This window comes from Mesorhizobium sp. L-8-3 (genome assembly GCF_016756615.1).
Classification (GTDB): domain Bacteria; phylum Pseudomonadota; class Alphaproteobacteria; order Rhizobiales; family Rhizobiaceae.
Window position 1 is genome coordinate 213,369 of sequence record NZ_AP023262.1, and the last position, 19,268, is coordinate 232,636.

Consider the following 19,268-nt stretch of genomic DNA (forward strand, 5'->3'; position numbering starts at 1 on the left):
TCGGGGTTTGGGGGCGCGTCAGGCGAGATTGAGCTGCCAGGACACGCCGAAACGGTCGGCGACCCAGCCGAAGCGCTGGCTGAAGCCGTAACCGTCCAGCGGCATCAGCACCTCGCCGCCATCCGACAATTCGGCGAAGAGCCGCTCCTGCTCCTCGTCCGATGCGCAATCGACGAAGAAGGACCAGGACGGCGTGAAGTCGAACGCGTGTCTTACCGGGCTGTCGCTCGCCAGCACGCTCTGCCCTGCGGCCCGGAAGCGGGCCAGCTTGATGCTGCCCTCCGCGCCCTGCTCACCCTTCCGCCAGCGCGTGACATCGAGAATCTCGCCGTCGTCGAACAGCGAGACATAAAGGTTCATCGCCTTTTCGGCATGGCCGCCCTGGAACATGAGGAATGGTTGCATCGTGGACATCGCCGCTTCCCCTTCGCTTCGGATTCCTTGGGAAAGCGGTCGCCGATTGACGCTTCCTCACATATGTTGATATCAACGTAAATGCGTTATGGATGTCAACCTCATCAGATGCACGCTCCTGACAAAGCTGCCTTCGAAACCACGCTTCTGGTGCGCGACACCTGCCTGTGCCTGCATGCGCAGCGCGCAGCGCGTGCGCTTGCGCGCCGTTTCGATGTCGCGCTGAAACCCGCCGGCATCACCAGCGGGCAGTTCTCCCTCCTCATGTCGCTCAATCGGCCGGAGCCGCCGAACCTCGGCAGCGTGGCGGCGCTGCTGGCGATGGACAGGACGACCCTGACCGCCAATCTCAAGCCGCTGGAGCGCCGCCGCCTCGTCGAGACGACAACCGATCCGACGGACAGGCGCACCCGGCTGCTGCGGCTGACGCCGGCCGGCCGGGCGGCTCTGGCCGAAGCGGTGCCGATCTGGCGGCATCTTCATGCGGCGATCGAAACGACGCTGTCTGACCCCGATCATCTGCGCTCCGAACTGAACTCTCTTTCGGGATCCGATAGGCAGGACGGCGTCGCCGGGTAGGGCCGGAAGCCCGACACGGAGACGCCGTTCCGGCTTTCGGCTGCGACCTTCAAGGGCCGTCGCCGTGCTGCTGCCGCCGGGCAGGCCGGAGCGCATCTCGTCTGACATCGCCGCCTGTGCCGGCTACGACGTCGCGGTCGACTGCGGCCGCGACAAGGACCGGAAGCTGCCGAGGCCGCCGAGGCACCGGACCCAAGGTTGGCGTCGAATTCGGATTCGATGGCGACAGAAACAGATAGCGCGGCGGCACCGGCACAATCGGTGCCGCCGCTCCGCTTGTCAGCGTAGAACTGCGCGACTGACGAACCGCGAGCTGAGACAGCGTTTCCGCACCGCCGTTTGATCTGTCGGCGGAGGGCGATCTTGATAGCGAGATGTGACCTGGACTCATCTCGGTGCAAAACGAAGATCAGCGATCGGGCCTCATCCGGAAGTTTGGAAATCTTTCGGCTTTCTGTTAAGATGTACCATCGCCAATGAAGGCCGTTCCTGCTGGATCAGCAGTGAGCCTGCTCATCAGCGAGGACTCGATCATGAAAAACCTGGTCTCCTGGCTGAACGCCGCGGGCGTGGCAGCCATCTTTGCCGTTGCAAGCGTGGTTCCAGCGACCGGCGCGCCAAATCTCTTGCCAAGGCCCCAGACTGCCCACCCGACTGCCCACCCGCTGGAAGTCATCCAGGTCCGCGATGGAATGAGGTGGCGCGGGAACGGTTACCGAGGAGGCGGCTGGCGGCATGGAGGCAATTGGCGTGGTCGGAACTGGCACGGGAGTGGCTTTCGCGGGGGTGGTTATTACGGCTGGTACAACGGCTACGGCGGCTATTATGACGATGACGCCTGGGTCGCCGGAGGGGCGCTGTTGCTCGGAGCTTTGATCGGAAGCGCCATCGCCAACAGCAGCTACTATGGTGACTACTACTACGAAGACAGGTACCTGAACGGCGGCAGATACCCGGGCTACCGCGACAGATACTCACCAGCACCGTACAGACGCCAGACCGCTGACCCCTACCTCGGATGGCAGCGCGCCTTGGACCGCTAAGCAGACATTCCTTGGCAAGCCAACGAATGGTCGAATGGTCTGCTTAGGCCTTTGTTGTCGCAGATTCTTGTCGGAAAACCGTGGGACACTTTTCCGGAATCTGCTTAGAGCATGTCTCCCGAAAGCGGGAGCCGGTTTCGGAACAAAGCCATGCGCCAGATCAAGAACCTCATCGACGACGGCAACCACAGTGCACGACAGAGCAGTGGCGGGTGATCAGCGGCGACATCTCCCCCTTCGTCATCCACGGGCGAGCGCACGCAGCGAAGCGGAGAGCGCGACGACCCGTGGATCCATGCCGTGACAGCTCCGGAGACCGCCGGCGGTCGAGGAAGAGGGATCCCCGATCCACGCCCAGACCCGCACATATTCCGCACCGAAGCAGTCGTCCGCGATCTCACGGAACGGATTCCCGGGTCGCCTGCGGCTCGCTGCGCTCGCCTCCGGGCCCGAGAATGACGAGGATGGGGCGGCGGTATAGGCTGCTTCCGGCCAGCCGGCACATCATGCGCTACCGGTCATCGCAGACGACAGAGTGGTCGAAGGCGCCGTGATGTGGCGATCTCGAAAATTCTCGACCTTCGATGTTCTCATCTCGCCATGCGGCCGCGACCACCGTCGAGTGCCGTGGACGGCAACAACATCCACGCCATGACCAGGGAGGCCGGACGCCTTCGACCATCAGGGCTTCGTCGAAGCCCATGTGCCGCCGCCTTTCTGGATCGGCAAGGGTCCGTCGAACAACCTGGAGCTTCCGCGTCAGCCGGTCGATTCGGCGGTGAAGACCGCCAGTTGAGCATCGAAAGCACGCCTGAAGGCCGGCCGCGCTTCGCCGCGGGTGACATAGGCGGAAAGGTTCGGATATTCGTCCAGCATTCCCGATCCGTTCAACCGGCGCAGCACCATCACCATCAGAAGATCGCCGGCGCTGAACGCACCATCGAGCCAGTCGGCATCCCCAAGGCGCGCGGAGAGTTCGCTGAGCCGGACCCGTATGCGATCCTCGACTGCCGACAGGCGCTGCTCGTACCAGGTCTCGTCGCGTTCCAGGTACCTTGCGATTTCCCGATCGACAATCGGCGGCTCCAGTGTACTGACCGCGGCAAACATCCATGTGATCGCGCGCGCCCGGGCATTCGCATCGTCCGGCAGCAGGCCACGATGGCACTCCGCGATGTGAAGCACGATCGCACCAGAGTCGAACAGAGCGAGATCGCCTTCTTCATAGGTCGGGATCTGCCCGAACGGTTGAAGCGCACGATGCGCGGGTTCCTTCATCTCGCTGAACGAAACAAGACGGACGTCGTAAGGCTGGCCCACCTCTTCGAGCGCCCAGCGAACACGCATGTCACGCGCCTGTCCCTGGCCGCGGTCGGGCGAGCGTTCGAAGGCTGTGATGGTGGGGATCATTGGAAGGCTCCGGGTGAGATGCTGTCGGGAGTGGCTTGGGCGACAATTGTTCTCATGGTGCGGTATCCGGTTCTTGCGCTTTGCATCAGAGGACGGACGACCGGTATGGTTCCCGACACCTTAGCTTGATTTCTTTGGCGATGGGATTTCGTGGGCCGGACCTTCTGCGTGTGGCCGTCGCGGGCTAAAGAAGTCTCTTGGTCGGCGAAGCCCTCAAGAACGGCGCGGCATCCTATCTGTTCGACTCCAGCGAGTCACACCCAGCTTGCGTATCGTTCGCTGGCCGGGATCGAAATCGATGACGCCCTCGCAACGTCCGAGCAACCGATCTCTGATTCTGATATGGGAACGACGCTTCAACGCGCCGTACATGACCCAAAGCAGAGTTCGCCCGCCGATCAGAAAGGTCGGCTTTGCGCCCTCAAGATGGCCGTTAGAAAGCCATAGCGAAGTTTCCAAAAGCAGTCGTTCGTCAGGCTGCTAAAGTGTGTAGTTATGAACTTGCTGCCGCCATCACGATCTGCACGATGGCCATTAAAAGGCCGGCGATTCCTGTTACCCCGGCGAGCGTAGGAGAGCGCAAAAGACGCATGATCTCAGGCCAGAGTGGGTCTGGAGTTTCGATCAGCTTTTCGGCAGACTCTATCAATGCCATGGCATTGGCCGTACGAGCGTTTGAGAGCTTGGCTGATTCGATGACTACCCGCATCTCCCTAAGAATTCGCCGGATCTCAGACTTTTGATGTTCCGACAAGTTAAAGCGGCCAGTCCAGGCCGCGCTGTCCACCCTGACAGGAATATCTCCCTTCTGCACAGCATCGAACCCTGCGGCGGTAATCTGAAACAGTCTGCCGCCGGATATCTGGTATGCCTGACGCGTGATAACCAAGCCTGCGGACTCTAGGTCATCCGTCAGGGCCAACATGTATTGGTTAGGTTTCTCGAGCCCAGTGTTTTTCCTGATCGTCGGGATGGTGCAGTACCGTGTGTCTCCGCTAGCCAAGCGTCGATGCAGGTACTGAAGGATCGCTAGCTGATCGCTTCTGGCGCTCACCTTGATTTCCTCTGAAATCTCTGACGGGCCTCGGTAGCATCTCTAGCATACAAGGGAACGATGGCTAGCGAATTGGGGCCGATGTCCACAACGGGTCCGGCCTTCCCCTTAATTCCATGGGGCACCAACACCGAGCCGAGGCTCTAATCGCCACTGGATAGAACTTCAGTGGCAGGTCAACGTTACTACGCCATGCTGGAACTGCTGGCCCTGGCAGCGTGACTCAAAGGAAACGGCCTCCGGCAAACCCGGCGCGGTTCAGACGGCGACCAGACCGCGGTGAGAGTTGAACCGTTGCCGACGTGAGACCGACGCGTCACGCTTCTGCCGCCCCGTCTGGGGCCGCTTTCTTGGCGGGAGCAGGCCGTGTCTTTTGGATCATTTCGGCCATTTCTTGCATCTCGGCCCTCCGGGCTCCAAGTAGATCCGCTTTGGTATCGCCGCGCCCTGGCTTGGGTGGCTTCACAATCTCACTTACCAGCAAATCCACCCACGCATCGTTGTAGGTGTAGCTGTTGTAGGCCTTGTGGAAGATGCAATAGGTACGGTTGGTCTTGTCCCCCTTGGCGGGCCGCACCTTGTGTCTCTTCCATGCTTCCGTGTGGTCGGTGACCGTGAAACGGCGGCGGCTTTTCTGGCTCACAAGAGCGGCCACCTCACTGGGTTTGTAAGGGTAGAGCTCGTCGGAAATCTTGTACTTCTGGAGGACGTTGTGGACGCTCTTTCCCTCGGCAGAATCCGGCGTCAGAAATTGGATATGCGCACTTCCCTTTGACGCACTGTCGAATGTGTAGACAACCCGAAACTGGTATTCGAGGTCATCCAACTCCTCCTCCGAGAGTTCTGCGGTCAGCCGTGCGTCCAGCGCCGCGATATGCGGGGGAACGTCGTACTGGTGAAGCTGCGCGGCTTGGTCGATCTGAAGCTTGCCGAACTGCAGGGCTACGGAGAGTTCGTTTTGAAGGCTCAGGCGAGGGCCGTACCAGTCCCCGATCGTCTTGTCGAAGTTCAGGCAGCACGCCTGGAAAACCGAGAGCCAACGCGGATCGCTACGCCCCATCAGCCTGTGCTCGACCTCGTCCCGAATGACCTTGATCGTATTCAGGTTGTTCTTGATGCCCTTCGACAGCGGACAGTCGGACTTGGTCAGCATGTAGCTGAGACCGAAGGTCGTGCCGTCACTGTTCAGGACGTTCCCGTCTTTGCGGTGATAAAACTCGTGGAGAAGATAGGTCCATGCGATATTCGCTAGGATAGCGAACATGCCCGTCTTGAACTTGTAGTTGCTGCTATTGAAGATCGTGACCGCGAGTATCATCGCCTCGCGGGCGCGGATCAGCCGCTCGTCACCATAAAGGTTGAGACCGGTTACGGGATCGAAGCTTTGCTTCCGCTTCTTGAAGAATTCTACCTCTTCGTCTGAGGCCGGCTCGATGGATTTGTTCTTCTTGACGCCAGAGATGCGGCCGAAGTTGACGGTCGGCATCCGCTCATAGTTGATGAGCGCGTGAATATCCTGGTTACGCTCCCCGCGGGCAAGTAACGCCTTGACTATGCGCTTCTCAAGCGCAGTCAGCCCTCCGCCTTTTGCCATCATTCTCCCCCACGAAGCTCCCTGATGGGATTGCTTTGGCGAGGAGGACCTTAGCACCGCAAGTCCTTAGGTTGAAGGCACAAGGAGAAGCTCTGGAAAGAGAAACAGTTATAGGCGAAATGCTCGACATCGTAGCGCTCGCCGAACAAATGCCCGTAGTTAAACCCACCCGTCAGCCGGGAGCGAACAACCGCTTCAGCAAAGTTCCTTCCGAAAGCGGACTGACCGCTTCGGGCCCCATTCGCGACCTTCGATATGGTTGCAACAAGGTCAGGGACTTGTGCAGCCCGCCGTCCATGCAAATGACATGAATCCATCATCCCTGAATGGCGGATAGACTCCGCGCCGCCTTCAGCCCGGCCAGGGTCGCGTCGGTGGCGTCGATCACTCGCGTGGCCACCCCGATCCGCCTAAAGCCGCGCGCATAGAGGGCCGACAGCGCGGCGCTGCCGATCAGTGGAATCTCCCCGCCGCCCGATGCCAGTTCCCTCTGCCCGCCGATCTCGGCGCCGATGAGCAGGCCAGAGAGGTAACCCGCGCCCCATGGCTGGCTCCTGCCCGACAGAAGCGAACCCGACCGGACGCGGAAGAGGTCCGAGACGAGCTTCTCGGGCCGGTCGAGGCCGGTGTCGAGGCCGGCATCGAAACCCTCGTTACGCTCGGGATCGGCGGGATCGCCGCCGACGGAGTGGCGCAGGACCGAATGGGTCTTCAGCACCTCGAACAGCTCGCCGGTCATGGCGGTGGCGAAGCGGCGCACTGTCCTGCCGTCGAGCTCGACCCATTTGGAATGCGTACCCGGCATGACGACGGTGCCGGAAAACCCTTCCAGCAGCGCCGAAAGTCCGAGCAGCTGGGTCTCCTCGCCGCGCATGACGTCCTCGGCCCCCTCGCGTCGCTGGCAGACGCCGGGCAGGATGCGCGGGGTGAGATGCGGGTCTGGCATTTCGGGCCGCACGGCGCTCGCAAGCAGGGCATCGAGATCGGCCGGCGCCTCGATATAGGGCGCTTCGATCCAACCCTGGCGCGCGCCGGCCATGCCTGAGATCAATACGTCATAGGGATCGGCCCCGGGTTCGACATGGCCGGCGAGCACTTCCGTGAGGGCCGCTGGAAACGCGGCGCGCTCGAGCTTGCCCATGCCCTTGTCGGACGAATTGGCGAAGGTCACGGCGCCGGCGGCGTCGATGCCCCAGACACGCAGATTCGACGTGCCCCAGTCGACCGCGATCCACTCCGTCCTGCCGTTCATCCGTCGCTCCTGCCGCGCTGGTGGTCTCCGAGGCCATCTTCTTGCACGGAGATGGTGACCTTGCGAGTCCTTCGAGGCTCGCTTCGCGAGCACCTCAGGATGAGGGAGGCTGGCGCCAGACGAATCCGAGCTAGTCTCTGCACAGAGGGATGACGGGCTGGCTTGGACCTTTGGTGCGTCCTTCGAGGCTCGCTGCGCTCGCACCTCAGGATGAGGAGGCTCGGCGCCAGTTGCCCGCATCCAGAGGGCCCAGCCCGAATTCGTGTGAATGCCCGGCGCCAACCCTCCTCATCCTGAGGCGCGAGCGAAGGCGAACCTCGAAGGGCGGTCAGGCGGCCTTGCGCTCCGGGAACAGGGCGCGCAGGCCTTCGGCCGAAGCCTCGGCGACGCCGCGCTCGGTGATGAGGCCGGTGATGAGGCGCGCCGGCGTCACGTCGAAGGCCGGATTGCCGGCGGGCGATGCCTCCGGAGAGATGCGCACCCGCGCGATCTCGCCCGACGCGGTCTTGCCCCAGACATAGGAGACTTCGTCGGACGAGCGTTCCTCGATCGGGATCTCCCTCACCCCGTCGGCCACCGTCCAGTCGATGGTCGGCGACGGCAGGGCGACATAGAAGGGCACGTTGTTGTCCTGCGCGGCGAGCGCCTTCAAATAGGTGCCGATCTTGTTGCAGACGTCGCCATGGGCCGTGGTGCGGTCGGTGCCGACGATCACCATGTCGACCTGGCCGTGCTGCATCAGATGCCCGCCGGCATTGTCGACGATCAGCGTGTGCGGCACGCCGTGGCCGGCCATCTCCCAGGCGGTGAGCTGGGCGCCCTGGTTGCGCGGCCGCGTCTCGTCGACATAGACGTGAACGGGAATGCCCGCCTCGACGGCGAGGTAGATCGGCGCCGTCGCGGTGCCGTAGTCGACCGTCGCCAGCCAGCCGGCATTGCAGTGGGTGAGGATGTTGACCGGCTCGCCCGGCTTCTTCTTCGCAGCGATGGCGCGGATGATTTCGAGGCCGTTGCGGCCGATGCCGCGATTGAGCTCGATGTCCTCGTCGGCGATCTCGGCGGCGCGCTTGAAGGCGACCGCGGCGCGCTCGGCGGGCGCAATGGGGCGCAGCATGTTGCGCATCTCGTTCAGCGCCCAGCGCAAATTGATCGCGGTCGGGCGCGTGGCGTGCAGCGTCTCCCAGGCAGCGTCGAGCGCGGCGTCCGAGGGGTCGTCGCGCATCCGGATGGCGATGCCGTAGGCGGCCGTCACGCCGATCAGCGGCGCGCCGCGCACCCACATGTCGCGGATGGCGACCGCAACCTCGTCGACCGTGTCGAGCCGCTCGATGCGGAAATCATGGGGCAGCCAGCGCTGGTCGATGATCTCGACGGAACGGCCGTCCGCTGCTGGCCAGATGGTGCGGTAGTGACGGTCTGCGACTTTCACGGACGGCTCTCCTTCTCGATCAGGGCGGCCAGGGCGTTGACCTCGTCGATGCTGTGGATTCGACGGGAGTTTACCACCAGATGACGGCCGAATTTCAGCGCTGCCGCCTCGCAGGACGCACGCAGGTCGACATCCTCGATCGTCTCGAAATCGGCATTGTGCGCCAGGCCGAGAATGCGCCGGTGCACCTCGACGCCGGCAAAACCGAGCAGGTCCCGCCAGATGTCGTGCAGCAACTGGTCGAGCGCCTGCTCGGCGCCGAGCGCGTCGCCGCGATCCTCGAACAGGCTCCTGTGATAGAGCATGCCGGTGCGTTCGGTTCGCCAGAGCCGCGAGAACTCGGTGCGGAAGACGCTCCAGGTCTCGGCTGCCGTGCGCAGCAGATAGTCGCGCATCGAATGGCGCGATTCCTCCTGCTCGTGGCCGCGCTGGGAAAAGAACGACATCCAGAAATTGGCGAGCAGCATGCCGACGTCGAAGGCGATCGGCCCATAGAAGGCGAATTCCGGGTCGATGACCCGCGTCTCCTCGTCCGTCACCATGATCGAACCGGTGTGGAGATCGCCATGCAGAAGCGTCTCGGCCTTGGCGGCGAAAAGATGCTTCAGGCGCTGCGCTTCGACCTTCAGGTCGCGGTCGGCGCGCAACTCGGCCACGAGGCCGTCGAGCTGCGGCGAGGTATGGCGGTTCAGCGGCGCCTCGAAATAGGGATCGGTGAAGACCAGGTCCTCGGTGATGCCGCAGAGCTCGACATTGTCGGCGAAGAGCGCCAGGTCGGCCTTGCGCTCGCGTGTCGCCATGTGGAAGTCGGAGCCGCGAAACAGCGTGCGCGCCGTGAACAGCCCGAGATCCTCGGCGATGCGGGGCAGTTCGCGGCCGGCGATCAGCGCCTTCCTGAGGATGATGTGCGGCGTCAGATATTCCATGACGATCAGCGCCTGGCCCTCGTCGAAATGGAAGATCTCGGGCACGCTGCCCGGCGCCCGCGCCTCCTGGCGGATCAGCGCATGATATTCGAAGAAGGAGCGCTTGAGGGGCAGCGGCCAGCTGTCGCCGACCAGCCTGACATAGGGCAGCGCCTGCTTGACGACCGCGGCCCCGTCGCTGCCTTCGACGATGAAGACGAGATTGAGGTTGCCGTCGCCGACCTCGCGCACCTTCCAGGAGGAGATGTCCTTGCCGATGCGCAGGGCCAGCGCCTCGATGCCCCCCAGGCGGAGAGGCAGGCTCTCTACCGTCAATGCTTCGAACGAAGCAGCTTCCATCATCTGTGGCCTCCCGATACGCGCTTGATCGCTTTGGTGTCCCGTCCGGGAAACCCCGGGCGGTTCGGTATCACGACACCATGCCAAGCGGCGATTGTGAAGTGAGGCTAGAGACGGGTCTGGCAATTGTCAATCGTGTTGACAATTGCCGAAACGCCTCCTAGCCTTGAGATCAAGGGAGGATCGAATGGTGGGGGACGGCGTGTTCCGCGTAGCGGGGCTGAGGAAATCCTTTGGCCCGAACCAGGTCCTCGGGGGCGTCGGCCTCGAGCTTCGCGCGGGCGAAGTCACCGTGCTCATGGGCGCCAACGGCGCCGGCAAGTCGACCCTCGTCAAGATCGTCAGCGGCGTCTATTCCCGCGACGCCGGCTCGATGACGCTCGATGGCCGCGATTTCGCGCCGTCCACGCCGGCCGAGGCGATCCGCGCAGGCGTCGTCACGGTCCACCAGAACATCAATGACGGTGTGGTCGCGGCCCTCGACGTCGCCACCAATCTCACGCTCGACAGGCTGAGCGGCGTCGGCGCTTCGCTGTTCTTCAACCCGCGCAAGGTGCGCCGCGAAGCCCGCGCGGTGGCGGAACGCATGGGGCTCGACATCGATCTCGACGCCGCCATCCCCGACCTTTCGCTCGCCGACCGCCAGATGGTGGCGATCGCCCGCGCGATGGCGCATGAGCCGAAGGTGCTGATCCTCGACGAGCCGACGTCGTCCCTGTCGAGCGCCGAGGCCAGCCGGCTGTTCGCGCTGATCGACCGGCTTCGGGCGCATGGCGTGGCCATCCTCTATATCTCGCACCGCATGTCCGACATCCGCCGCCTCGCCGACCGCATCGTGTCGCTGCGCGACGGTGTCATCGTCGGCACCTTCGCCGAAAAACCGCTCGACTATCAGGGTGCGGTCGACGCCATGCTCGGCCATCGCAGCGATCACGCCGCGATCGAGGCGCGCCCGCCCGGCCGGACCATCTTCGAAGCGCAAGACCTCGTCATCGCCGAGGGCGCGCGGCCGATCTCGCTTTCGCTCGGCGACGGCGAGATCGTGGCCGTCACCGGTCTCGTCGGCGTCGGCAAGACGGCGCTCGCCGAGACCCTGTTCGGTGCAAGACGGCCGCATGGCGGCAGCATGTCGCTCGCCGGCCGGCCCTACGCGCCGGCATCGCCCGGCCAGGCGATCGAGGCCGGCGCCTTCCTCGTCGCCAAGGACCGCGCCGAAAGCGGCATCGTCCGCGACTTCAACATCTACGAGAATATGAGCCTGCCCTTCCTGAAGCGGATCTCGACCCTGGGCGTGTCGCGGCGCGGCGCCGAGCGCGCCATCGCGCGCGATCAGATCCGGGAACTCGGTATCGTCTGCCGTTCCGAGAGGGACGACATGTCGACGCTGTCCGGCGGCAACCAGCAGAAGGTGATGGTCGCCCGCTGGATGACGCAGAAGGCGTCGCTCTTCATGCTCGACGAGCCCTTCCAGGGCGTCGACATCGCCGCGCGCCGCGACATCGCGGCCAAGCTGCGCGCCAGTGCGGCCGGCCGCGCGACGCTCATCTTCGTGACCGAACTCGACGAGGCGCTGGAGACGGCCGACCGCATCCTGGTGATGTCGGAACAGACGATCGTCGGCGAGCACCGCAACGCCGGCATCGACATGGAACGCCTGCTCGCCGAAGTGGCAGGACAAAGGAACGCTGCATGACGACCGGATCCGAAACGACGAGACATGCCGCGGGAGCCGGTCGAACCATAGACCTGCAGACCATCGTGATCCGCTACGGCTTCCTGGCGCTGCTTGCCGGGCTGATCGCCTTCTTCGCCGCATCGACCGACGGCTTCGTGTCGCCGCAGAGCGCCGTCTTCATCTTCCAGTCTGTCGCCATCACCGGCATCCTGGCGCTCGGGGTCACGGCGACCCTCGTCGTCGGCGGCTTCGATCTTTCCATCGGCTCCGTCGCCACCAGCGCCATGATGGCCGCGGCCTATGTCATGGTGGTGCTGGAGCAGAACGCGTTCCTGGCGGTCGTCGCCTGCCTGCTGATCGGCGCCGTGGTCGGCCTGATCAACGGCTTCCTGATCGTCTATATGCGGGTGCCCGACCTTCTCGCCACGCTCGGCATGATGTTCCTGCTCGTCGGTCTGCAGCGCATCCCGACCGAGGGCCGCTCGATCGCGACCGGCATGACCATGCCGGACGGATCGGTCGCGGAAGGCACCTTCAGCAGCACCTTCCTGGCGCTCGGCCGGCACCGCTTCGACTTCTTCCTTCCCAATCTCCTGCCGGTCTCGGTGGTGATCCTGATCGTGCTCGCTCTGCTGATCTGGTTCTTCCTCGAATACACGCGCTTCGGGCGGATGATGTATGCCGTCGGCAGCAATGAAAGGGCCGCGGAGCTCGCCGGCGCGCCTGTCAAGGCATACAAGATCTGGGCCTATGTCATTTCGGGCATTTTCGCCGCGATCGGCGGCATTCTTCTCGCCGCCAGGCTTGGACGCGGCGATATCGCCTCGGGTAACAATCTGCTGCTCGATTCCGTCGCCGCGGCGCTGATCGGTTTCGCCGTGCTCGGCGCGGCCAAGCCCAACGCTTTCGGCACGGCGGTCGGCGCTCTCTTCGTCGGCGTGCTTCTTCAGGGCCTGACCATGATGAACGCGCCCTACTACACGCAGGACTTCGTCAAGGGCGGCGTGCTCGTCGTCGCCCTCGTCTTCACCTTTGCCCTCTCGAACCGGGGCAAGCGCTAGAGCATCGGACCCGAAAGTGGGTACGGGTTTTCGGGATAATTCCGATGCTCAAACTAACAGCTGGAGCGGCGGCACCGATTCCATAGGTGCCGCCGCTCCCGGCGCCGGAAAGCCGGCGCCCAGAAAAAATTGTTTCGAAAAACCACATTGGAGGACGGTTCATGAACTTCACACGCAGAACACTCGGCAAGCTGGCGATCGGTCTCATCGGCGCCACGGCGCTGATGCAGGCGCCGGCGTCAGCGGGAGGCATGCCCGCGCCCTTCGACAAGCCCGGCGACGTCAAGATCGCGCTCGTGCGATATCTCTCGACCGGTGACTTCTTCCAGGCCTATCTGTCCGGCGTCGAGGCGCAGGCCAAGGCGCTGGGCGTTGACCTGCGCGTCCTCGACAGCCGCCAGGATGCCGCCCTCCAGGCCGACATGGTCGACCAGGCGATCGCGCTCGGCGTGCAGGGCATCATCATCCAGCACGGCCTGACCGAATCGATGAAGGAAGCCGCCCAGCGCGCGGTCGACGCCGGCATCAAGGTCGTCGCCTTCGACGTCAATGTCGAGAACGACAAGATCCCGCAGATCGAGCAGTCCGACCGCGACCTCGCCCGCCTCGCGCTGGAGCAGGCGATCAGGGACAATGGCGAGAACTGGAAGGCGGGTTACGTCTATGTCGCCGGCATCGCGCCGCTCGACCGCCGCAACGAGACCTGGGTCGACTTCAAGAAAAAGTATGCGGGCATCAACGAAGCCGCCATGTTCGGCACGCTGGACAATCCGATCGCCAATTCGGTCGCCAACCAGGCCCGTTCGGTGATCACGGCCAACCCCGACATCAAGGTGATGTTCGCGCCCTATGACGAATTCGCCAAGGGCGTGAAGATCGCCGTCGACGAGGCCGGCCTGTCCTCCGACATCAAGATCTATTCGGCCGATATCTCGACCTCCGACATCGCGGCTATGCGCGAGGCCGGCAGCGCCTGGGCGGCGACCGCGGCCACCAACCCCGCCGTCGTCGGCCAGGTCTCGGTCCGCGCGCTCGCCATGCTGCTCGCCGGCGAAGAGCCGGGCAAGAGCGTGATCGTGCCGCCGACGCTGATCACCCAGAAGGACCTCAACGACAACGACATCAAGAACATGGAAGAACTGTCGGCCAAGATGCCGCAATTCGCCCATGCCGATGTCGCGGTTCCCGGCTGGATGCCGCCGCCCTCGAAGTGAGGCACTGACAAGAAAGGACGGCCCTCGAGGCGCCCTTTTCCTCGCCGCGACGCCGAAAGCCTCCTCTCCCCTCGGGGAGAGGTCGGCCGAGCGAAGCGGAGGCCGGGTGAGGGGGCGGCGCCGACGACCGCGGCCAAGCATCGCCCAGCCCGATACCGCAGGGCGCCGGCGACGACGAAGGTCAAGGCCGCAGTGCAAGGGTGAGGGTGGTTGGATGCAAACGGTCAAACCGGCCGCCCATGATCGACCGTCGCTCCCCCTCACCCGGCCTCCGCTTCGCTCGGCCGACCTCTCCCCAAGGGGAGAGGAGATCGTCAAGCGTAGCGCGCCTCACCTTGACGAGACGACTTATCGCGACTTCGAAAGCCTCCTCTCCCCTCGGGGAGAGGTCGGTCGAGCGAAGCGGAGGCCGGGTGAGGGGGCGGCGCCGACGCCCGCGGCCAAGCACCGCCCGGGCCGATTCCACTGCGATGACGAAGGCGCCTGACGACGCCAGCCGGCCAAACCGCCAACAGGATCTGACCAGAAAGAGACGGATGCATCTTTTCAGGCTGCCGGCAGCAGCCTGATCGTGCTCACCGCAGCCGCATCGACGGCCGCCCGGCTGTAGAGCATCGGCACATAGTCTCCGGCGGCCCAGATCGGTGCGAGGTCGGCATAATGCGGCGAGCGCGGGTCGCCGGACTGGCCGGGGGTGTTGATGCACACGCTCCGGTCCCAGTCGCCGACGTCGAGCACCATGCGGAAGGAGGCGCCCGAGACCAGGCGGAAATCATCCGGCCGGAACGCCGCGTTCATCGGGGTGGATTCGCTGCCGCCGATCGGAAACGGCCCGACGTCGAAAGACGTACCATCGCGCGCCGCGCCGATCGCATGCTCGAAATGCGCGACATGGATCCTGCCCCAGGCCCAGCCCGCCGCGTCGTCGCCCATCAGCGTCCGGCAGGTGCGGAAGGCGGCTGCCAGCGTGTCGCCGAGCAGCCGGTCCCGATCGCTTATGCTCATCCTGTCGGCGGGAGCCTCCAGGACCGCGAGGACGCTGGTCACATCACCCAGCCCGATGAGCAGGCGCGATGCCGGATCGGGAACCAGCCTCTCGATCACCGCCGGCCGCAGGTGTCGCGTCCACCACACCTCGAACAGCGCAGCCGCCGCACTTGCCTCGCTCAGGCGATGGTCCCACCCGGCAAGCAGCGTCATCGCTTCCCGCGCCTCCGGCGCCTCGGGCTCCACGCCGGCCAGCAGCCCGCACAGCCGGCGCGCCGGGATGGACAGCACATCCGTCTGCAGCGCCTTGGCGCTTTCCACCGAATGGATCTTTTCGGCGGCGAAACTTTCCCCGATGCGGTGGGCGCGCGACGGCTCCACCCATTCATAACCGATCGGGCGGTTTTCATCATGCCATGCATCGGGAACGTTCATCTCGTTCGCGGTCGCGACATAGCCTTCCGGCGGATCGAGCGTGAAAGGCAGGCTCTCGGCGGCGAGATAGCCGTCCCATTCGAAGCGCCCGTCGCCCGGCACGGCGAGCAGTCCGTCCCAGTTCGGCCGAACCGGGCTGAAACCCGCCACAACCCAGCCGATGGCACCCGAAATATCGGCATAGACCTGGTTCGTCGCCGGGACGCCCCACCCCGCCATGCCGCGGCGGAATGCGTCGAAACTATCGGCATGCATGGTCACGATGCTGCGGAAATAGGGCGCAGTGCCCGGCTCCAGCCACACCGTACGCATGGCGATCGCCTTGCGCTGCCCGGGATATTCGGCAAGCACCGGCCCGTGGCGCGTGAATTTCAGCACCAGTTCCGCCTCGCCGCCGTCCTTGAGCGCGACCTTTTCGGTGAGCACGCGCATCGGCTCCCAGCCGTCGCCGTAACGATAGAGATGCGGGTCGTCGGGATGGGTCTCGTAGGTGTAGACGTCCTCCTGGTCGTGGCCGAAGAACAGGGTCAGGCCGAACCCGGCCGTGCCGTTATGCCCCATGGAGATGCCCGGAAGCGAAGGCTCGCCGGCACCGATGCCGTCGAAGCCGGGCGCCGACATGTGGACGATGTAGCGGAGCGACGGCACGGCATGGGTACGGTGCGGGTCGCCCGCCAGGATCGGCCGACCGGTGTCCGTGCGGCTGCCGTGCACGGCCCAGTTGTTGGAGCCTTGCGCCGCCGCCTCGCGCATCACCTCGCCCAGCGGCGACACCTTGCGCCAGGCGGCTGCATCCTCGAGCCTCGCCGCCAGTCGCTCGGGCTTGAAGGTCACCGGGGCGGTGGCGAGTTCCAGCGCATCCAGGCATTCCAGCGGCAGTGCTTCCACCTCGCGCCCGGCGGTCGCATCATGGGCCGGCTCGATGTTCTGCCGCAAAAGGTCCGCCGCCGCACCGCTCGCGGCGACGACATTCGAGCGCACCACCTCCGAGACGGCATTGCGCACCCAGCCATGGCTGCGGATGCGCACCACGTCCTCGGCCTGCCAGCGGGCCGGCCGCGTGCCCATGGCGGCGAATTCGGGCGGCAGCCGTTCGGGCTCGCGCTCGCACAGGCCGATATAGGCATTGATGCCGGCGACGAAGCGCTCGCAGATCGCCCTGGAGTCGTCGCCATAGGACGACCATTCCCGCTCCATGTCGCCGCGATAGAGGAAGAGGCGCGCGGCCCGGTCCTGCTCCAGATAACCCGGCCCGAAATCGGCGGCGAGTTGGCCGAGCCCGCGCTTCCTGCCGAGGTCGATCTGCCACAGCCGGTCCCGCGCGGCGTTGAAGCCCTGGACAAAGAACATGTCCATCAGGCTTTCGGCCCTTATGTGGGGAATGCCCCAGCGGTCGAGCACGATGCTCGCGGGCTCCGCGAGACCTGCGACGGGAATGGTTTCATCGGCCATGACATGCTTCTCCGGGCGAGGTGAGAGCGCCGCGTTGCGCGACGACCCGGATGGACTAGCATGAAGCCCCGGCGGGCTCCATTTCCCTTCGATCAGGAATGGAGATGGAGCCCGGGCTTCGAGTGGGAGCCGGCCGCGCCTAGCGCAGTACCGCCGCGATGTTGCCGCCGTCGACCGTGGTCACGTCGCCGGTGGTGCGATCGGCAAGCGCATGGTGCAGGAAGGCCTGCGCCACATGCTCGGCCGTCACCTCCAGGCCAAGCAGGTTGCCGGACATGTAGTCCTTCTCCGACAGGCCGCGCGCCTTGGAACGGCTGGCGATCATGTCGTCGGTCAAGAGGCCCGAACGGATGCGGTCGGCATTGACCGCGTTGGAGCGCACGCCGATCGCGCCATATTCCAGCGCATATTGCCGCGACAGGAAGAGCGTCGCCGCCTTGGGCAGGCCATAGGCGCCGAATTTCGGACCCGGGTTGACGGCCTGCTTCGAGGTGTTGAAGAGCAGCACGCCGCCGGTGCCCTGCTGCTTGAAGATGCGCACCGCATTCTGCGCGGCATTCTGATGGGCGAAGAAGTTCAGCTCGAAGCTCTTGCGCAGCAGGGCGTCGTCGATCTCTCCGATGCCGCCCTCCCAGGCAGCGCCCGCATTGGACACCAGAATATCGAGACCGCCATAGACCGCCACCGCCCGGTCGAAAGCCGTGCGCAGCGCCGCCGGATCGGTGATGTCGCAGCCGACGCCGATGGAATCGTTCCCCGCTTTGCTGGCGACCTCGGCCGCCTTGTCGGCGTCGAGGTCGACAACCACCACATGCGCGCCGTTGGCGGCGAACAGCTTTGCCGTGGCCGCGCCGATGGCGCCGGCGCCGCCGGTGATCAGGACCACCTGGCCGGTGAGCGGCTTCGGCTTGTTCGAGGCGAGCTTGGCCTGTTCCAGCGACCAGTATTCGAGGCCGAACAGCTCGGCATGGGTGAGCGGCTGGAACGTGCCGACCGCCTCGGCCCCGCGCACCGCCTCGATCCACATTTCGCCGACGTCGGAGGCGATCTTCGCGTCCTTCAGCGTACGGCCGTGACCGAACATGCCGAGGCCGGGCACCAGGGTCAGGCGCGGCATGGGGTCGAGCATCGTGCGCCTGACGTCGTCGAGCTTGTCGTTGGTCTCGAAATAGCTGGTGTAGCCGGCCACGAATCCGGCGACATGCTTGCGGATCTCGGCCGGATAGGCGTCGAGCTTCGCGGCATCGGGTGCCGGCAGCACCATCGGCCCTGTCTTGATGCGGATCGAAAGATCGGGCGTCGAGACACCCGTCCTGGCGAGTTCGGTTAGGCGCGGCGAGGAAAGGAACTCGACGATCGCGGGCGAGGTGCGGAAGTCGCTCACCATGCGGTCAAAGGCGCCCTCGCCGCGGTCGAAGGCCACGGCGCCGCGCAGCGCCGAGGCGAAGTCCGCCGCCCCGGCGACCTCTTTGGGCAGCTCGATCGGCTTCGCGGCGGCCTTGCCGTTCCGGGCCACATAGTCCTCGGCGACCGTGACATAGTGGATCATCCGGTCATAGGCTTGCCTGGCGTTGTCGCCGAAGGTGAAGATGCCGTGCTTGTCGAGGATCAGGCCTTCCACCGAGGGGTCGGCGTCGAAGATGTCGGCGGCCGCCTTGGCGAGGTCGAAGCCCGGCTTGATATAGGGCACGAAGCCCATCCTGGGACCGAACACCTTGCGGCTCAGCGCCTCGCTGTCGGGCTGGTCGACGATCGCGAGGATCGCCGTCGAATGGGTGTGGTCGACGAATTTGTGCGGCAGGAAGGCGTGGAGCAGCGTCTCGACCGACGGATTGGGCGAGGACGGATCGATCAGGTTGGCGCGCTGCAGGGCCACCATATCCTCGTCGGAGAGCTTGTCCAGCGCGCGCGCCTTCAGCAGCGCCCCGAGCTTCACCGCCGGCAGGCCCTGCGGCTCGATGACGGCCATGTCCCAGCCGCTGCCCTTGACGCAGAGCACGTCCCAGCTGTCGCCCACGAGGTCGGTGACGCGGCTCTTCACAGAAGTGTTGCCGCCGCCATGCAGCACCAGCCGCGGCTCGCCGCCGAGCAGCCGGGTTGTGTAGACCCGCAGCGCGAGGTCGCGGTCGACGCCCTTCTTGGCGTAGTCCGCGACGAGGGCTTCGGCTGTGGCATCGTTCCAGAGATTCTTCATGTCCGTTCTTCTTGCTGATCGTTCATGGGGCCGGCTTCCGCAAGTGGAAAACCGGGAGCGAAATTAGTACTTTGGCCCCGAGGCTAGCCCCTCATCCGCCTGCCGGCACCTTCTCCCCGCAAGCGGGGAGAAGACCGACGTCTCGTTCGGTTTCGCCAATCTCCAGCGTTGCAGAGCTGGCACCGACATCGCTGCAAGCTGTCTTCTCCC

At 64.8% G+C, this 19,268-nt stretch carries 14 protein-coding genes; 5 read left to right on the plus strand and 9 right to left on the minus strand.

What is annotated here, in order from left to right; translation table 11 throughout:
• Positions 1–18: 18 nt before the first annotated feature.
• On the minus strand, positions 19–414 hold the full coding sequence (locus tag JN302_RS00960; protein WP_202331289.1) for a VOC family protein: 396 nt from the start codon (positions 412–414) through the stop codon (positions 19–21).
• A gap of 108 nt (positions 415–522) precedes the next feature.
• On the opposite strand from JN302_RS00960, the gene JN302_RS00965 reads away from it, so the two are divergent.
• Both JN302_RS00965 and JN302_RS00970 read left to right on the plus strand, forming a co-directional pair.
• Entirely contained in the window at positions 523–993 is a 471-nt protein-coding gene (locus JN302_RS00965; protein ID WP_202331290.1) for a MarR family winged helix-turn-helix transcriptional regulator, read from the plus strand.
• A gap of 476 nt (positions 994–1,469) precedes the next feature.
• On the plus strand, positions 1,470–2,036 hold the full coding sequence (locus JN302_RS00970; RefSeq protein ID WP_202331291.1) for a hypothetical protein: 567 nt from the start codon (positions 1,470–1,472) through the stop codon (positions 2,034–2,036).
• Between the two features lie 759 nt (positions 2,037–2,795).
• On the opposite strand, the gene JN302_RS00975 is transcribed toward JN302_RS00970, so the two are convergent.
• From JN302_RS00975 to mtnK, 6 genes are all read right to left on the minus strand, one after another.
• Positions 2,796–3,446 carry a glutathione S-transferase family protein gene (locus JN302_RS00975; RefSeq protein ID WP_202331292.1) on the minus strand — a complete coding sequence of 217 codons (651 nt, stop codon included), beginning with the start codon at positions 3,444–3,446 and terminating at the stop codon, positions 2,796–2,798.
• Between the two features lie 493 nt (positions 3,447–3,939).
• Entirely contained in the window at positions 3,940–4,500 is a 561-nt protein-coding gene (locus JN302_RS00980; RefSeq protein ID WP_202331293.1) for a hypothetical protein, read from the minus strand.
• A gap of 316 nt (positions 4,501–4,816) precedes the next feature.
• Positions 4,817–6,097 carry a DUF3644 domain-containing protein gene (locus tag JN302_RS00985; protein ID WP_202331294.1) on the minus strand — a complete coding sequence of 427 codons (1,281 nt, stop codon included), beginning with the start codon at positions 6,095–6,097 and terminating at the stop codon, positions 4,817–4,819.
• Between the two features lie 313 nt (positions 6,098–6,410).
• Positions 6,411–7,346, minus strand: a complete 936-nt coding sequence (locus JN302_RS00990; RefSeq protein WP_202309689.1) for a 2-dehydro-3-deoxygalactonokinase — start codon at positions 7,344–7,346, stop codon at positions 6,411–6,413.
• Between the two features lie 328 nt (positions 7,347–7,674).
• On the minus strand, positions 7,675–8,775 hold the full coding sequence (gene mtnA / locus JN302_RS00995) for an S-methyl-5-thioribose-1-phosphate isomerase (protein ID WP_202309690.1): 1,101 nt from the start codon (positions 8,773–8,775) through the stop codon (positions 7,675–7,677).
• Entirely contained in the window at positions 8,772–10,043 is a 1,272-nt protein-coding gene (gene mtnK / locus JN302_RS01000) for an S-methyl-5-thioribose kinase (RefSeq protein ID WP_202331295.1), read from the minus strand. Before mtnK ends, mtnA begins: the two co-directional genes overlap by 4 nt.
• Positions 10,044–10,227: 184 nt before the next feature.
• Here mtnK and JN302_RS01005 point away from each other — a divergent pair, with 184 nt between their 5' ends.
• From JN302_RS01005 to JN302_RS01015, 3 genes are all read left to right on the plus strand, one after another.
• Positions 10,228–11,733 (plus strand): sugar ABC transporter ATP-binding protein, encoded by a 1,506-nt coding sequence (locus JN302_RS01005; RefSeq protein ID WP_202331296.1) that lies wholly within the window; start codon positions 10,228–10,230, stop codon positions 11,731–11,733.
• Complete coding sequence (locus JN302_RS01010; protein ID WP_244846150.1) at positions 11,730–12,776, plus strand: ABC transporter permease; 1,047 nt, start codon at positions 11,730–11,732, stop codon at positions 12,774–12,776. The genes JN302_RS01005 and JN302_RS01010 overlap by 4 nt, the downstream gene beginning before the upstream one ends.
• Positions 12,777–12,937: 161 nt before the next feature.
• Positions 12,938–13,990 carry a substrate-binding domain-containing protein gene (locus JN302_RS01015; RefSeq protein WP_202331297.1) on the plus strand — a complete coding sequence of 351 codons (1,053 nt, stop codon included), beginning with the start codon at positions 12,938–12,940 and terminating at the stop codon, positions 13,988–13,990.
• A gap of 546 nt (positions 13,991–14,536) precedes the next feature.
• On the opposite strand, the gene JN302_RS01020 is transcribed toward JN302_RS01015, so the two are convergent.
• Positions 14,537–16,864, minus strand: a complete 2,328-nt coding sequence (locus tag JN302_RS01020; protein ID WP_202331298.1) for a penicillin acylase family protein — start codon at positions 16,862–16,864, stop codon at positions 14,537–14,539.
• Between the two features lie 139 nt (positions 16,865–17,003).
• Positions 17,004–19,058 carry a bifunctional aldolase/short-chain dehydrogenase gene (locus JN302_RS01025; protein WP_202331299.1) on the minus strand — a complete coding sequence of 685 codons (2,055 nt, stop codon included), beginning with the start codon at positions 19,056–19,058 and terminating at the stop codon, positions 17,004–17,006.
• Positions 19,059–19,268 lie beyond the last annotated feature (210 nt).

Bases quoted from the DNA above. Each gene is read 5' to 3' on its own strand.
- JN302_RS00960 (WP_202331289.1), bottom strand. From the start codon at position 414: ATGTCCACGATGCAACCATTCCTCATGTTCCAGGGCGGCCATGCCGAA.
- JN302_RS00965 (WP_202331290.1), top strand. From the start codon at position 523: ATGCACGCTCCTGACAAAGCTGCCTTCGAAACCACGCTTCTGGTGCGC.
- JN302_RS00970 (WP_202331291.1), top strand. From the start codon at position 1,470: ATGAAGGCCGTTCCTGCTGGATCAGCAGTGAGCCTGCTCATCAGCGAG.
- JN302_RS00975 (WP_202331292.1), bottom strand. From the start codon at position 3,446: ATGATCCCCACCATCACAGCCTTCGAACGCTCGCCCGACCGCGGCCAG.
- JN302_RS00985 (WP_202331294.1), bottom strand. From the start codon at position 6,097: ATGATGGCAAAAGGCGGAGGGCTGACTGCGCTTGAGAAGCGCATAGTC.
- JN302_RS00990 (WP_202309689.1), bottom strand. From the start codon at position 7,346: ATGAACGGCAGGACGGAGTGGATCGCGGTCGACTGGGGCACGTCGAAT.
- mtnK (WP_202331295.1), bottom strand. From the start codon at position 10,043: ATGATGGAAGCTGCTTCGTTCGAAGCATTGACGGTAGAGAGCCTGCCT.
- JN302_RS01005 (WP_202331296.1), top strand. From the start codon at position 10,228: ATGGTGGGGGACGGCGTGTTCCGCGTAGCGGGGCTGAGGAAATCCTTT.
- JN302_RS01010 (WP_244846150.1), top strand. From the start codon at position 11,730: ATGACGACCGGATCCGAAACGACGAGACATGCCGCGGGAGCCGGTCGA.
- JN302_RS01015 (WP_202331297.1), top strand. From the start codon at position 12,938: ATGAACTTCACACGCAGAACACTCGGCAAGCTGGCGATCGGTCTCATC.
- JN302_RS01020 (WP_202331298.1), bottom strand. From the start codon at position 16,864: ATGGCCGATGAAACCATTCCCGTCGCAGGTCTCGCGGAGCCCGCGAGC.
- JN302_RS01025 (WP_202331299.1), bottom strand. From the start codon at position 19,058: ATGAAGAATCTCTGGAACGATGCCACAGCCGAAGCCCTCGTCGCGGAC.